The sequence below is a fragment of the Microbacterium salsuginis genome (assembly GCF_012524205.1).
GTDB lineage: Bacteria > Actinomycetota > Actinomycetes > Actinomycetales > Microbacteriaceae > Microbacterium > Microbacterium salsuginis.
The window spans coordinates 488,073-502,793 of the sequence record NZ_JABACI010000005.1 but is presented as its reverse complement, the minus strand read 5'-3'; the positions used below and the strand labels follow the sequence as shown (position 1 = coordinate 502,793).

Sequence of the window (14,721 nt, the reverse complement as noted above, 5' to 3'; positions counted from 1 at the left end):
GTCGCTAGCCTATCTAGCGACTTCTCTTGTGCGATGCTACAACGTATGGGGAGGCAACGTCCATGACGTCCGAGCGCTGGATGCCGCAGACCGACCACGATCACGCTGTGATGGGCGTGCTCACGTCGGTCCGTGCGTTGAGCGACGCGATGGATCGCATGCACAGCGGCATGAAGGGCGACATGGACATGAACTCCACGGATCTCGCCGCCCTCCGGTTGCTCATCATGCGTGAACAGGCCGGTGTGCCGGTCAGCCCGCGCGAGATCGCGGCCCACCTTCGAATCACCACGGCCTCCACCACGAAGCTGCTGGACCGCCTCGAGCTGTCCGGTCACATCGAGCGGCGCGCGCATCCCCGTGATCGGCGCGCACGCGTGGTCGTCTTGACGGATGCCGCGAAGCAGGCGTTCTTCCGGACGTTCGGCGCACACCTCAAGGCGATGCGCGGCGTCGCCACGCACTACGACGAGGGCGAGCTGGCCGTGATCCGCCGCTTCATGGATGAGTTGTCGGGCGCCATCGATCCGCAGCGCTGACGCAGGTTCGCGGGGACAGGATTTGGCCACGCCGCCCCTCCACGCGCCGCTGGCGCGTCGCGCGGAGCCTCTGGCGGCGCGGGACCCCCTGAAGGAGGTTCGCGGGCGCCGGACCTCGGAACAGAAAACGAAGGAAGGCGCCCCCTAGAGGGGACGCCTTCCTTCATTTTCTGTTGCGGGGACAGGATTTGGCCACGCCGCCCCTCCACGCGCCGCTGGCGCGTCGCGCGGAGCCTCTGGCGGCGCGGGACCCCCTGAAGGAGGTTCGCGGGCGCCGGACCTCGGAACAGAAAACGAAGGAAGGCGCCCCCTAGAGGGGACGCCTTCCTTCATTTTCTGTTGCGGGGACAGGATTTGAACCTGCGACCTCTGGGTTATGAGCCCAGCGAGCTACCGAACTGCTCCACCCCGCGGCACAAGAAGTAAGCCTAGCACGGATATCAGGAGGGCTCGACACGGGGCGGGCGTGGTTGCTGCCACGGTGTCGACGAGGGGAGGATGATCGCATGCCTCACGAGCGGGACACGCCCCAGACCATCGCGCGCGACGAACGGGCAGACGGCCGCGACGAGACGCCCGCCGAGCGTGCCGACCGCAACTGGAACGAGGTCCTGCAAGAGCTGCGCGTACTCCAGACCGGCACGCAGATCCTCACCGGATTCCTGCTCGCCCTGGCGTTCCAGCCGGCGTTCGCCGATCTGTCGGACGGCCAGCGCATCGCGTACCTGGCTCTGGTGGTGCTGTCGGCGCTCAGCTCGATCATCGCCCTGGCACCCGTCGCGCTACACCGGGTGCTGTTCCAGCAGGGCGCGAAACCGGCGGTCGTGCGATACGGTCACGCAGCGCTCATCACCGCTCTGCTGACCGTGTCAGTGCTCGTCGTCGGCGTCGTCGCGTTCGTCTTCGACGTCGTCGTCGGCGGCGCGACGGTCTGGTGGGTGCTGCTGGCGCTGGCCGTCGTCATCGTGGTCCTGTGGCTGATCGCGCCGGCCGTGATCCGTGTGCGCGTGCGCGCGAACGGGGGCGCCCAATGACCGACGCGCTCGCGGTCGGTGTGGCGCAGTTCGCGCCGACGGCCGACACCGAAGCCAATCTCGAGGCCATCGAACAGCTCGTGGCGACCGCATCCGGTCGCGGCGCCCGCGTGGTCGTCTTTCCCGAGTACTCGAGCTACTTCGTCGACCCGTTCGACGAGTCGCTGGCCGTGAACGCGCAGGAGCTCGACGGGCCGTTCGTCCACGCGCTCGCCCGCATCGCGACCTCGCACGACGTCGTCGTCGTCGCCGGCCTGCTGGAACGCGCCGAGGACGGACGGCGGGTGCGCAACACCGTCGTCGCGGTGGGGCCGGAAGGCCTGCGAGCGCACTATCGCAAGCTGCATCTGTACGACGCGTTCGGGCAGCGCGAGTCGGACTGGGTCGAGGCGGGCGACCTCGGAGAGCCCCGGACGTTCGAGTTCGGCGGCCTGAGGTTCGGGCTGATGACCTGCTACGACCTGCGCTTCCCCGAGGTGGGTCGGCTTCTCGTGGACGCCGGGGCGGACGTGTTCCTCGTCCCGGCGGAGTGGGTGCGCGGGCCCCTCAAGGAGCATCACTGGCGCACCCTCCTGCATGCGCGCGCCATCGAGAACACCGTCTTCGTCGCCGCGGCAGACCATCCGCCGCCGCTCGGTGTCGGCAATTCGCTGATCGTGGATCCGCAGGGTGTGGAGCTGGCTGCCGTCGGCACTGCAACGGACGTGGCCGTGGCGCACCTCGACATCGGTGCCGTCGCCCGCGTCCGTCGCGTCAACCCCGCGCTTCACTTGCGTCGTCTCGGGGTCGTGCCGCGCGGCTGATCGGTCTAGCCGGCGAGAGAGGCGAGACGGGATGCCGCCTCCTCGAGCACCTCGATGCGCTTGCACGCGGCGAACCGGACCAGAGTGGCGTACTCCGAGCGCCGCGCCGGCGTCGCGAATGCGGTGAGAGGGATGGCGACGACCCCGGCGCGTTCGGGGAGGGTGCGGCAGAACGCCGCGGCATCCGTCGCCCCCAGCGGGGCCGCGTCGGCCACCGTGAAGTAGGAGCCTGCCGGCGCGGACACCTCGAAGCCGGCCGCGCGAAGGCCCTGTCCCAGTCGATCACGCTTGCCACGCAGCGCGTCGGCGATGCCATGGAAGAACGCGTCGCCGAGCCGCAGTCCGGTGGCGATGGCGGGCTGGAACGGGCTGCCGTTGACGTAAGTGAGGAACTGCTTCACCGCCAGCACCGCATCGACGAGGTCGGCGGGCCCCGTGATCCACCCGATCTTCCAGCCCGTGGTCGAGAACGTCTTGCCGCCGGAAGAGATCGAGAGGGTACGTTCCCACGCGCCGGGAAGCGTCGCGATGGGCACGTGGCGCTCCTGGAAGACGAGATGCTCGTAGACCTCGTCGGTGACGATCACCGCGTCATGGCGCTCGGCCAGCCGTACGATCTCATCACGCACCTCGGCGCTGAACACCGCGCCGGTCGGATTGTGCGGGTCGTTCACGAGAATCACGCGGGTGCGGCCCGTCACCGCCGCCCGGAGCTGCTCCACATCGGGCTGGAAGGACGGCCACGGCAACGGCACAGTGACCAGCCGTGCACCGGCGAGCGCCGCCACCGCGGCGTACGAGTCGTAATACGGCTCGAAGACGACGACCTCGTCGTCGGGTCCCGCCACGAGCGCCAGCAACGCGGCGGCGAGCGCCTCGGTGGCTCCCGCCGTCACCAGAACGTTGCGCTCGGGATCCAGACGCTGCCCGTAGAACCGCTGCTGGTGCTCGGCGATCGCTGCCAGGAGGTCCGGAATGCCGCGTCCCGGCGGGTATTGGTTCACGCCGTGGGCGATCGCGGACCGGGCCGCCTCCAGGACTTCGGCGGGACCATCCTCGTCAGGGAACCCCTGCCCGAGATTGATCGCGCCGGTTCTGGCCGCGAGAGCTGACATCTCGGCGAAGATGGTGGGGTGGATCGAACCGTCGGAACCGACGAGTCCGGCGCCTGCCGCGGTGCGGCGCCATGCTCCAGGGATCTCTCGCATCGCTTCACGGTACCCGGCAGACGGCTCGGGATGCTGGGCCGGCTCAGGTGGATCACATAGACGGGTCCCATTCGCGACATAAGAAACGCACAGCATCGGTGGGCAATGTGGTCAGTGCTTGGCAGAAGGAGCAATCATGAGCGACATCCAGGGCGATCGCCCGGAAGACCAGACCCCCGCGACCGACCACGAGGTCTCCGCCGAGTCGCCGTCCGCGGCGCCGTCGCAGACGCCCGCCGACGCGCCGGCCGTACCGCCCGCGCCGCCGATGCCGCCGACCGCGCAGCCCGCGGCATCCGTGCAGCCAGCAGCTGCGCCGCCGGTCCCGCCCGCGGGGTATCCGACCGGCGCCCATGCCTACGCCCGTCCGCAGGGCTATGCCGGTCAGCCGGCGCCGCACCCTCACTCGTACGCGGGGCAGCCGTCCTCCGCCCCGGGTGCCGCCTTCGGTGCCCGCCCCGCCGACACGCAGCCCACCGTCCCCCTGGCCGGGACCGGCGCGGGGCACAACGCGGGCGAGACCTCCGCGCGGGACACAGCCGGCGCCGGGCCCAAGAAGCCGTCGGGCGCAGGCAAGGTCGTCGGGCTCATCGTCGCCGCCGCCATCGTCGGCGGCGCGGCGGGCCTGGGCGGCGCCTACGCCGGGGTGAACTGGTTCTCGCCGACCGGTACGGCACCGATCGCCGGGCCGAGCACGGTGACGGTCAACGACACCGAATCGGTGAACCAGACCACCGCGATCGCGGCGAAGGTCGTGCCGAGTGTCGTCACGATCGCCGCGACCAGCTCCGCCGGCAGCGGCACGGGCTCGGGCGTCGTGCTCACCGAGGACGGCTACGTCGTCACCAACACGCACGTCGTGACACTCGACGGTGCCAGCGGCGACGCGTCGATCCGCGTCACGACGGCCGATGGCCGGGTGTACGACGCCGAGGTCGTCGGCACCGATCCCACCTACGACCTCGCGGTCATCAAGCTGACGGATGCCGAGGGCCTGACTCCGGTCGAGTTCGCCGACTCCAGCGAGCTCAACGTCGGCGACTCGACGATCGCCGTCGGTGCGCCCCTGGGGCTGGCCAACACGGTGACCACGGGCATCGTCAGCGCGCTCAACCGCTCCATCTCCATCGCCTCCTCGGCGGCGCCCGACTCGGGCGACCAGCCGCAGGAGCAGCCGGACGAGGGCGAGGGCGAAGAAGGACCCTTCCGGTTCGACTTCGGCCAAGGCCAGCAGCAGCAGGCGCCGACGCAGACCATCTCGATCGCGGTGATCCAGACCGACGCCGCGATCAACCCGGGCAACTCCGGCGGTGCGCTGGTCGACTCCGAGGGCAAGCTCATCGGCATCAACGTCGCGATCGCGACGGCCGGTGGCTCGGCGACCGAGGGCTCCGGCTCGATCGGCGTCGGCTTCTCGATCCCGTCCGACATCGTCCAGCGGATCACCGACGAGATCATCGAGAACGGCGAGGCGACGCACGGACTTCTGGGCGCCAGCGTCCAGCCGGCGGCAGCTGTCGAGGATTCCGACATCACCGGCGCGTACATCGCGGAGGTCGTCGACGGGGGAGCAGCGGCCGAGGCCGGTCTCGAAGTGGGCGACGTGGTCACCGGGTTCAACGGGGTGCCGATCACCGATGCGACGGATCTGACGGCTCAGGTGCGTGCCGCTGCCGCCGGAAGCGACGCCGAGGTCACGTACGTCCGGGACGGCGAGACCCGTACGGTCGAGGTCACGCTCGGAACGCTCGAGCAGTAATCCCGCCCACGACGGACGCCACCCCTCGAGTCACGCCCACACACGGGCGATAGGCTCGAGGGGTGGCGTCCTTCTCGTTCGGGGCGGGTAATGCGATCAAGCTCGCGACGATCCCGCTGTATGCCGCGGGGCGCATGCTGACCCTCCTCGTCCCGCGCTCGCGCGACGAGTGGGTCTTCGGCTGCGCGGTGGGCATCGCCGACGGCGCCCTCGCGCTGTGGAATGTCGCGGCGGCCGACGGGCGACCGGCGGTGTGGCTCGTCGCGAACGCGCGCGAGGCGGAGGATGCCGCGACGCGCGGCATCCCCGCCGTCTCGAAGAACTCGCTGCGCGGCCTGTGGCGCACGGCGCGGGCACGGGTGGTGGTCGTGACGCATGGATTCGGCGATGTGAACCGCTACGCGGTCTCGGGCGCGCTGATCGTCCAGCTGTGGCACGGGATCCCGCTCAAACGCATCGGGCTGGATTCGCCCGAGACGCTCCGGGTGCCGCGGGTCTTCGCGCGGACACCCCTCGCCGGGCCCGTTCGCAGCGTGCTGCGCACGATGTACCGCGCCGCCCAGCGCAGGATCCGCGTGCTGCCGTCCGCCTCGCATGTCGTACGCGGCCGGCTCGAGTCGGCCTTCGGGCTCTCGGATGCACGGGTTCCCGTGACCGGCGAGCCGCGTGTCGACGTGCTCTCGCGCGGCACGCCCGAACAGCGTCGCGCCGAGGCCCGGGCAGCCATCGTCCAGGCATGCCCACGCGCGGATCCCCGAATGCGCTTCATCCTCTACGCTCCGACGTGGCGCGACGGCGCAGCGGATCCGGCGGTGCCGACAGTTCCCGAGTGGGAGCGCATCGTCGAAGTGCTGACACGTCATGATGCGGCGCTGCTGGTGCGATCGCACCCGCTGGGCGCGGGGGAGTACGCGCCCCCCTTCCCGACCGACCGCATCCACGCGCTCGGCGCGGATCTGGTGTCGGACGTGACGCCGTTGCTGCCCGGCATGGACGCCCTGGTCACCGACTACTCATCGCTCGTCTTCGACGCCGCGCTCGTTCCGCTGCCGGTCGTGTTCCTCGCTCCGGATCTCGACGGGTACGCGCGCAGGCGGGGCTTCTACGGGCGGTACAGCGACGTCGCCGACGACGACTGGACGTCGGACTGGGCAGGAGCGGTCGCACAGCTGGACGATGTTCTGGGCGACCCGGCAACGCGCGATGAGCGGCTCCGTCGTTCGCGCGAGCTGAGCGCCCGTATGCACAGCCACCGAGACGGCGGCAACGCTGAAAGGGTGTACCGTGCGATCCTGGCCGGACTGGACGAACCCGACGGAGCATTCGTGCCCATGGAAGGACCCCGATGACCCACGCGCTCTTCACGATCGACGGGGGGCCGGCGCTGGTGCTCTCGGGTGAGGGCGAACGCCCGTCCGCGGTGGAGCTCATCGGTCCGAGGGCCCGGGTGGTCGCCACCCTGACCGGGCGTGGCAAGACGTGGCGGGCGGTCCTGCCCCTGCGCGCCGCGCGCTGGGGCGGGCCGGAGCTGCCGCTGCCCAGCGGCGTGTACGACGTGCGCGTCGCGGATGCCGAGAGCCGCAGCATCCCGTCGCCCGATGCGGTGCCGTTGACTCAGCTGGGGACGCTGCGCGCAGAGCTGGATGGCTGGACGCTGCGGGTGGGTCCGCCGATCGATCCGGCGTACGACTCCGGTGAGGGGCAGGACGCTCTCGAACGTCGGTACGCGACCCGACCCACCGGGTTCGAGAACGCCGTCTTCTTCGAGAGCTTCTACGGGCGCAACGCCAGCTGCAACCCGCTGGCGATCGACCGGGAGCTGGCGCGCCGTGCCCCCGGTGTCACGCGCTACTGGAGTGTGGTCGATCTGTCGGTCGCCGTGCCCGAAGGCGCGGTCGCGGTGGTGGAGGGCAGCCCGGAGTGGTGGCGTGCCCGCGGCGCCGCGCGTCTGCTGGTGGTCAATGACTGGCTGCGGCGGCGATTCGTTCGCCGCAAGGGGCAGGTCGTCCTGCAGACCTGGCACGGCACCCCGCTCAAGCGTCTCGCGCTGCACCGTCCCGGGTTCGATCCGCGGCGGATGGTGGCCGTCATCCGCGAGTCCCGGCGCTGGAACGTTCTGCTGGCGCAGAACCCGTACGCCGCGACGATCCTCGGCAAGGCCTACGCGTTCCTCTCCCGTCCGATCTGGGTCGAGGGCTACCCCCGCAACGACGTCCTCGCCCGCGATGCGGACGCATCCGCGACACGTGCGGCCCTCGGTATCCGTCCTGGGGAGCGCGTGCTGCTGTATGCGCCGACATGGCGTGACGACAGGGATGAGATCGTCGACTTCGTCGATCCGGCGGCTCTGGCCGCCGCAGCGGATGCCGTCGTGCTCGTCCGCGGGCACTCTCGGACGCTGTTGCCCGGGCGGGACGCCGAGGGTCCGCGGGTCGTGGACGTCACCGGCTTTCCCGACACCTCGCAGCTGCTGCTGAGCGCCGACGCGCTGATCACCGACTACTCGTCGGTGATGTTCGACTTCTCGGTGACGGGAAAGCCGATGTACTTCCTCGTCCCCGACATGGAGCACTTCCGTGGGGAGCTGCGGGGGTTCTACTTCGACCTTGCGGCGCATGCACCGGGTCCGGTGGTGCGCAGTCAGAGCGAACTGGTGGCCGCTCTGGCGCGGGATGACGCCGAGGCCTACGCGCAGAAGTATGCGACCTGGCGTGCGAAGTTCAACACGCGCGATGACGGCAGCGCCGCCGAACGGGTGGTCTCGCGGATTCTCGACCAGGGCTTCATCGATCCCGCCGCGCCGCTCGCCTGAACCGAGCGACGCGCTCAGGGAAGCGGCGTGTTCCTGCTGCCCAGTCGCGAGGTGTCGACGGTGTCGTGGGCCCCGCGCACGAGGCCGACGACGAAGCCCCAGCCCCACGAGAGGTGCATCGTGGGCAGCACGGCGGCCGTCCACAGTTTGTCCCGCCAGCCTCGCCCGCCGCCGGGGCCGATCGCGACCGCCGCGATCAGCGCCGCGTACGCGACGATCGGGAGATAGACGACGGATGCCGCGACCGACGCCCATCCGTGGATCACTCCGGTGAGCTGAAGGACGCCGACGACCACGGCGAGCAGGATCGTGAGCACCAGGGCGGGCGGCGCGAAGAAGCGGAGCGAATTGCCGCGGCCGAATCGGCGGACCAGCTCGCCGCGCCACCTGCCGGTGGCCGAGAACTGGCGAACCAGACGTGTCCAGCTCTCGCGCGGCCAATAGGTCACGGCCAGTGAGGGATCGAACCAGACGCGGTAACCGGCGCGGCGGATGCGCAGGTTCAGTTCCCAATCCTCGCCGCGCCGGATCGTCTCGTCGAAGAGACCGACTTCGTCCAGCACGGCACGGCGCATGACGCCGAGGTACGCGGACTCCGCCTCGCCTTCCTGTGTACCGCCGTGGTAGGCGCCACCACCCAGGCCGATGGGCGAGTTGTAGGCCCGTGCGACCGCGCGCTGGAACGGCGTGCGCCCCTCGGCTTTCATGACGCCGCCGACGTTGGCCGCGCGCGCACGATCAAGTGCCGCGAGCGCCCGCGTGGTGTAGTCCGGCTCGAGTTCGGAATGCGCATCGACCCGCACGATCGTCGGGTAGCGCCCGGCGCGGATGGCGAGATTCAGTCCCACCGGGATGTCTGCGGCCGGGTTGTCCACCAGCACGACCCGCGCGTCCTGACGAGAAAGGTCGCGTGCCAGGTCGGACGTGCCGTCCGTCGAGGGTCCGAGCGCGAGGATCAGCTCGGTCGGGCCCGCGACATCCTGCGCGAGGACGGTCTCCACCGCACGCCGCAGATACCCGCGTTCATTGAGCACGGGCATGACGAACGTCACGCCGGCCGCGGGAGGGACGACCGGAGCGTCCCGGCGCCCACGATGCTCGACATGCACGCGTCGATCATGTCATGGGCGCCGCCGTGAACCCGCTGACCGCCCCGTGGCGCGATGCGCGCCGCGGTTAGGCTAGAGGCGTGGGTCTTGTCTCGGATGGGAAGAAGGCGGTCGCCCTCGTCCGCAAGGCGGTGAGGAACCGCTCTGCGGTGATCGACGTCCGGCGAGCGCTCGCCTCTCGGCCGCAGCATCCGGCGTTCCACTATCGCGTCGCGGTGTACTTCGCCGACGGCGCGGTCAACATGTACCAGATGCGGCAGTGGTACAAGCCGTTGGCCGAACTCGCGAAGACCTGGCCCGTCGTCGTCCTCAGCCGCGCAGCGACCGGAGCGCGCGCGATGCTCGCCGAGGACGCCCCGCCGGTCGCCTTCGTTCCCACCGTGCGAGATCTGGAGAGCTTCCTCGCCCAGCAGGACATCCGCGTCGTGCTGTACGTGAACCAGAACACCCGCAACTTCCAGATGTTCCGCTACGGCAGGCGCTGGCACGTGTTCATCAACCACGGCGAGTCCGACAAGATGTACATGACCACGAACCAGTACAAGGCGTATGACTACGCACTGGTCGCCGGCGATGCCGCCCGTGAGCGGCTCTCCCGCGTGCTGTGGGATTACGACGTCGAACGTCGTGCCCTCGAGATCGGCCGGCCGCAGGCCGACCACTACTCCGGGACGCTGCCGTATCGGCCGGACGACCGCACCGTCGTGCTGTACGCCCCCACGTGGGAGGGAGATCGACCGTCGGCCCACTACGGTTCGGTGCTCTCGCACGGCGAGGCACTCGTCGACGCCCTGCTGTCCACCGGCCGGCACCGCGTGATCTACCGGCCGCACCCGCGGTCGGGTGTGGTCAACGCGGAGTACGGCGCCGCGAATCGCCGCATCATCGCGGCGCTCGCCGCAGCGAACGCCGCCGACCCCTCCGGCCAGCACGTGTACGACGACGGACCGGAGCTCGGATGGCAGCTCTCCGCGGCCGACGTCGCCATCGTCGACATCTCGGCGATGGTGTACGACCGGCTCGCCGCCGACAAGCCGCTGATGATCACGCGACCCGCGGATCCGGCTGCGGCGATCGACACGCACGGCTATCTCTCGGCCTGCGAATGGCTGGACGCGTCCGCCGCGCCCGCGATCGTCGCCGAGACCGAGCGGGTGCTCGCGGATCCCGAAGCCGTTGCGCGCCTGGAGCGATGGGTGCGTCACTACTTCGGCGACACGGCGCCTGGTGCGGCGACCGCGCGATTCCACGGGGCCATCCGTCACCTCATGGCGGAGTGGGATCGCTGGTACGCGCAGTCGGTCGAGGAGACCGACGAAGAGGGCCGCGAGCAGGACGAGGCAGAGCTCGACGACGCCCTCGAGGGCTGAACGCGGTCAGGACACGGCGGCGGGGCGCTCGACGAGCCGCGCGATCGCCCTCAGCGGGATCGCCACCCACGTGGGCCGGTTGCGGGATTCGTAGATGGCCTCGTACACGGCTTTGTCCAGCTCGAAGGCTGCCAGCAGCGGATGACGCGGATCGAGGTCTGCACCCGTCGTGGCGGCATAGGCCTCGACGAACGCCCGTCTCGCACCGCGCGCCCACTCGCGCACGGATTCGGCCGAGCGGTCCGGGTCGTCCAGACGCAGCGATCCGGCCACGTAATCGAACGAGCGGAGCATCCCGGCGACGTCTCGCAACGCGAAGTCGTGCTGCGTACGCTCGGCCATCGGTCGCAGCGGCTCGCCTTCGAAGTCCAGCAGCACCCAGCCGCGGCCCGGCACATGCAGCACCTGCCCGAGGTGATAGTCGCCGTGGATCCGCTGCAGTGGAGGCCACTCGACGTCGAGGGCACGCCGGTACAGTGCTTCGGCCGCCTCCTTCCGCTCGGCCACCTCGGGCACCTCGGCGATCGCGATCGCCAGACGCCGCGCCCACGTCGAGGCCACGGCGCCGCGGTCGGCGGCGGTCGCGGAGCGGGTGGGGAAGAGCTCGGCCAGGGCGAGGTGGACGTTCGCAGTCGCGGTACCGAGGTCCGCCGCGGGCGACCGGAAGTCCTCGTCACGTGCCGCGGCCAGGAGGGCGACCCGCCACGCATCCTCGACGTCCGGCAGGAACTCCTGTGCGAATGCCAAAGAGCCCGTGACAGTCCCGTGGGCGGTGGTCAGGTCGGGCCAGGTTCCCTCGATCCAGCCGATGGACGCCGGCACGCGCGTGGAGCCGGCGTTCGAGAGCGCACTCTGCAGTTCGATGTCGGGATTGAGCCCGGGATGCAGCTGTCGGTACATCTTGCAGATGATCGGAGAACCGCCGCCTTCGTAGATCACGGAGGTGTTGGACTGCTCGCTGCTGACCACTCGCGCGACTCGCGCGGCCGGGGCGCTCATCGCCGACACTGAATGCCCTGCCGCGGTCGTCTGCGGCCCTTCCGCGGTGCTGCCGGAGAGTATGAGCGTGAGCAGCGCATCGGTGTACGCCGCGTCGAATGGCCCGTCGATGAACGTCGTCCCGGGCTCCGGGCTCCCGATGACGTGCTCGGGGTCGCAGACCACGGTCTCGGTGGCGCGCGCGACGATGGGAAGCTGATAGAGCACGGCCGGCAGCGCGCCCTCATCCGCCACGAGGAACGTGCGTATGTGTATCTCGCCGCCCGTCGCAGACGAGGGCAGGTCCCACCACGACACCAGGCGAAGGCTCGGTGGGCGTCCTTTCGCGGCGTACCACCGCTGCCGCGGCATCCAGGCCGCAAGGCACGCCAACGTGCTGTCCATACCTGTGAGGGTATGCCCCGCGTGCGCTAGCTGTCGAGAACCGGCTGCAAGCGCTTGCAGTGTGTCGGATCGCGGCTACTCGTCCTCGCCGGACTCCAATGGCTGGGCGATCTCGATGACGGGAGCGACGGGGATCACGATCGACTCGACCGCACCGCCTCCGCCCAGACCGACGAGATCGAGCGATCCGGCGTCGATGGGCGCGGCATCCGCAAGCCGTTCTGCGGCCGTCTCCGCGCGCAGCGGTTCGCCCGGAAGCCCAGGAAGTTCGTCGTTGTGCTCCGGTCGCTGCATGAACAGACCCATACCGACATTCTCGCCCCTGCTCGCGTGGCGCGGGTCACATCACGAACCGCCACAGGTACTCCTCGCCGTCGCCAGGACGGAACCAGGCCAGCGTCACGATCGTCTCATCGGGCTCTGCATCGCACAGGCAGAGTTCCGCAGTGTCGCCGGGCGGCATCTGTCCCCAGTGCTCCGTGACGGCGCTGCGTCCGAGGTCGAGGAAGACGCGCACGAAATCCACCGCGGCGGGGCCGACGTTCGTGACGAGCGGATGCCGATCGTAGATGCGATCGACCCGCCAGGGCACGCGGTAGGCGAGTGGCGGGCGCGGTTCCTGGGGCTCGAAAGCGTGCAGCATGGCCGCCACCGTAGGGGCCGGAGCCGACGCCACGAACCGGATTTCGCGCGGATCAGAGGGCGCTGTGCAATCTCCGCCGCGGGGTCTCGCGACGGCACAACGGGGGAGGAACCGCGGATCTCAGCGGTCGTCCGGGCGAACCCCGGGATCAGGCGCGTCCGCGTCCGGATCCGGTCGGAGCTCGTCCGGTGCGCTCGTGCCCTCGATCGCACGCCGCGGCCGATGCACCACCCTGCTTCCCAGCCGACCGACCGCACCCGCGCTCCGCGTCACCCCGCCGACCACCGCGTGTCCCGCTCGACGGATGCCGAGGCTGGCCGCACGCTCCAGGCGCTGGGCCCCGGGGCGGGGTTCGAGATCGGGCGGGAGGATCGCCGGAGGCGGGCCGAATGCGCGGCGCGCGTTGACCAGCACGCGCCTGCCCAGGATGTTGTTGCCCGCCCCGCCGATCGCCGCGCCGATGCCGAACGGCAGGGCCTTGCCGATCCAGGATGCTCCGCCCCGCGCGGCGAACTGATGGATGAACGTGGTCTTGAGCCGGTCGACGAGGGGGCCGACTGCGGCGCGGGGGAGCGTCTTGGTGACGAGCTCACCCCAGTACTTGTCGCGAGACGGGCCGCGCCCGGCGACCTGACCGGCGAGCTGGGCCACGAGATCGACGCCTTCCTTGCCGAGCATGAGCGTGAGCACGAGGGCTCGGGCACGGTCCGGATCCGCCACGGGAATGCCGTGCACCTCGGTCACGGACTGCGCGAAGAGCGCCGTCGCCTCGAGGAATGCCACCGTCTCGACGCCGCTGAGAGCGAGAGTGACGCCCGTGCCGATGCCCGGCACGACGGCGGTGGCCCCCACCGCGGCGCCACCGGTCGTCACAGCCGCGAGATAGCGGCGCTCGAGGATTTGCACGATGTCCGCGGAGGAGGCATCCGGATGCCGAAGGCGGATGCTTCGCAGATGCGCGAGCACGACCGGGCGCTGGATGGCGAGCACTCGATCGAGTGCCCGGATCGATCGAGGATGTTCGTCCGAGCCGGCAGGCGGCAGCCCGCCCTGCCACGGAGAGTCCTCGGGCAGGGTGTGGATACGGTGCACCTTCTCGGCCATCGCGCCGATCCTAACCGCCGCGCCTGTCGATCAGCGGGGGTTGACACGCCCTGTGAGGGCCGCGCGACCGAGGGTCAGACGAACAGGTTCGCGCGCTCGAGGTCCTCGGCGAAGTCGACCTCGACGGCGTACAGGTCCGAGATGTCCAGCGGCTCGAGAAGAAGCCCGTCCTCGACGATCGCCAGCTCGAGTCCGCGCTCGAAGTAGTCCTGGTCGTCGACGCGGCTCAGCTGCCGCATGAACGCCTTCTTGTCACGGCTGGAGATGTAGTTGATACCCACGGCTTCGCCGATCCCGCCCTTGACGGTCTTGGAGAGCTCGTTGATGTGGCCCTCGGCCGTGACCGTGTACTTCACCTCTTCGTCGCTCACCTTGGACGTGTTCACCGTGACGAAGGACTGATCGCGCTCGATGAGCTCGATCGCGCGCCCGAGGACGCGGGGGTCGAAGACGACATCGCCGTTCATCCACAGCACGCCACCCTTGCCGGTCTTCGCGAGGGCGCGAAGCAGGCTCTTGGACGTGTTGGTCTGGTCGTAACGGTCGTTGTACACGTAATGAACGTCGGGGAACGCCTCGACGATCGCCTCAGCGCGATACCCGACAACGGTGGTGATCTCGGCGTCACGGCCGAACGCGGCACGGATGTTGTCGTGCTGCTGCTGCATGATGCTGCGGCCGTCGCTGAGCTCGGTCAGCGGCTTGGGCAGGCTGCGCCCGAGTCGCGAGCCCATTCCGGCTGCGAGGATGACGGTTTGAAGGGTCAATGTAACTCCTGAAGTCCACGATTCACTGCCGGTTCACCGACAAGACACCCCTTCGTGCCTGGCCCATGGTAGCGATGACGCCTGGGAACGTGCAGAATGATCGGCCGCCGTTGCTGATTTGTGACATAACGCGGATGCTGAGATTCGGCGTCACCGACTTCCCCGTCTGACGGAGGCCCTTGATACGTTT

Annotated in this window: 14 protein-coding genes and 1 tRNA gene; 7 read left to right on the top strand and 8 right to left on the bottom strand. The window is 69.8% G+C overall.

What is annotated here, in order from left to right:
• The first annotated feature begins 62 nt into the window (after window positions 1-62).
• Window positions 63-539 carry a MarR family winged helix-turn-helix transcriptional regulator gene (locus HF576_RS18470; RefSeq protein ID WP_168914276.1) on the top strand — a complete coding sequence of 159 codons (477 nt, stop codon included), beginning with the start codon at window positions 63-65 and terminating at the stop codon, window positions 537-539.
• A gap of 339 nt (window positions 540-878) precedes the next feature.
• Here HF576_RS18470 and HF576_RS18465 read toward each other — a convergent pair.
• Window positions 879-952 (bottom strand) — tRNA-Met (locus HF576_RS18465).
• Between the two features lie 93 nt (window positions 953-1,045).
• On the opposite strand from HF576_RS18465, the gene HF576_RS18460 reads away from it, so the two are divergent.
• Window positions 1,046-1,573 carry a DUF6328 family protein gene (locus HF576_RS18460; protein WP_168914275.1) on the top strand — a complete coding sequence of 176 codons (528 nt, stop codon included), beginning with the start codon at window positions 1,046-1,048 and terminating at the stop codon, window positions 1,571-1,573.
• Window positions 1,570-2,376, top strand: coding sequence for a carbon-nitrogen hydrolase family protein (locus HF576_RS18455; protein ID WP_168914274.1), 807 nt, complete (start codon window positions 1,570-1,572; stop codon window positions 2,374-2,376). The genes HF576_RS18460 and HF576_RS18455 overlap by 4 nt, the downstream gene beginning before the upstream one ends.
• 5 nt (window positions 2,377-2,381) lie before the next feature.
• On the opposite strand, the gene HF576_RS18450 is transcribed toward HF576_RS18455, so the two are convergent.
• Window positions 2,382-3,584, bottom strand: coding sequence for an aminotransferase class I/II-fold pyridoxal phosphate-dependent enzyme (locus HF576_RS18450; protein WP_168914273.1), 1,203 nt, complete (start codon window positions 3,582-3,584; stop codon window positions 2,382-2,384).
• Window positions 3,585-3,720: 136 nt separating this feature from the next.
• Between HF576_RS18450 and HF576_RS18445 the strand changes: the two genes are divergently transcribed.
• From HF576_RS18445 to HF576_RS18435, 3 genes are all read left to right on the top strand, one after another.
• Window positions 3,721-5,343 carry a S1C family serine protease gene (locus HF576_RS18445; protein ID WP_168914272.1) on the top strand — a complete coding sequence of 541 codons (1,623 nt, stop codon included), beginning with the start codon at window positions 3,721-3,723 and terminating at the stop codon, window positions 5,341-5,343.
• 62 nt (window positions 5,344-5,405) lie between these two features.
• Window positions 5,406-6,692 (top strand): CDP-glycerol glycerophosphotransferase family protein, encoded by a 1,287-nt coding sequence (locus HF576_RS18440; protein WP_168914271.1) that lies wholly within the window; start codon window positions 5,406-5,408, stop codon window positions 6,690-6,692.
• On the top strand, window positions 6,689-8,155 hold the full coding sequence (locus HF576_RS18435) for a CDP-glycerol glycerophosphotransferase family protein (protein ID WP_168914270.1): 1,467 nt from the start codon (window positions 6,689-6,691) through the stop codon (window positions 8,153-8,155). Before HF576_RS18440 ends, HF576_RS18435 begins: the two co-directional genes overlap by 4 nt.
• 14 nt (window positions 8,156-8,169) lie before the next feature.
• Here HF576_RS18435 and HF576_RS18430 read toward each other — a convergent pair whose 3' ends face one another.
• Window positions 8,170-9,195, bottom strand: a complete 1,026-nt coding sequence (locus HF576_RS18430; RefSeq protein ID WP_168914269.1) for a glycosyltransferase — start codon at window positions 9,193-9,195, stop codon at window positions 8,170-8,172.
• A 149-nt stretch (window positions 9,196-9,344) separates the two neighbouring features.
• On the opposite strand from HF576_RS18430, the gene HF576_RS18425 reads away from it, so the two are divergent.
• The gene (locus HF576_RS18425) at window positions 9,345-10,634 is read left to right on the top strand and encodes a CDP-glycerol glycerophosphotransferase family protein (protein ID WP_168914268.1); all 1,290 of its coding nucleotides are present in this window, start codon (window positions 9,345-9,347) and stop codon (window positions 10,632-10,634) included.
• 6 nt (window positions 10,635-10,640) lie between these two features.
• Here the strand turns inward: HF576_RS18425 and HF576_RS18420 are convergent, their stop codons facing one another.
• The 5 genes from HF576_RS18420 to HF576_RS18400 all read right to left on the bottom strand — a co-directional run bounded on the left by HF576_RS18420 (window position 10,641) and on the right by HF576_RS18400 (window position 14,531).
• Window positions 10,641-12,017, bottom strand: coding sequence for a maltokinase N-terminal cap-like domain-containing protein (locus HF576_RS18420; RefSeq protein WP_168914267.1), 1,377 nt, complete (start codon window positions 12,015-12,017; stop codon window positions 10,641-10,643).
• Between the two features lie 75 nt (window positions 12,018-12,092).
• Entirely contained in the window at window positions 12,093-12,323 is a 231-nt protein-coding gene (locus tag HF576_RS18415) for a hypothetical protein (protein ID WP_168914266.1), read from the bottom strand.
• A gap of 34 nt (window positions 12,324-12,357) precedes the next feature.
• Window positions 12,358-12,660 carry a hypothetical protein gene (locus HF576_RS18410; protein WP_168914265.1) on the bottom strand — a complete coding sequence of 101 codons (303 nt, stop codon included), beginning with the start codon at window positions 12,658-12,660 and terminating at the stop codon, window positions 12,358-12,360.
• A gap of 120 nt (window positions 12,661-12,780) precedes the next feature.
• The gene (locus HF576_RS18405; protein WP_240949013.1) at window positions 12,781-13,764 is read right to left on the bottom strand and encodes a hypothetical protein; all 984 of its coding nucleotides are present in this window, start codon (window positions 13,762-13,764) and stop codon (window positions 12,781-12,783) included.
• Between the two features lie 74 nt (window positions 13,765-13,838).
• A complete protein-coding gene (locus HF576_RS18400) occupies window positions 13,839-14,531 on the bottom strand; it encodes a phosphocholine cytidylyltransferase family protein (RefSeq protein ID WP_168914264.1) in 693 nt (230 codons plus the stop codon).
• Window positions 14,532-14,721: the final 190 nt, after the last annotated feature.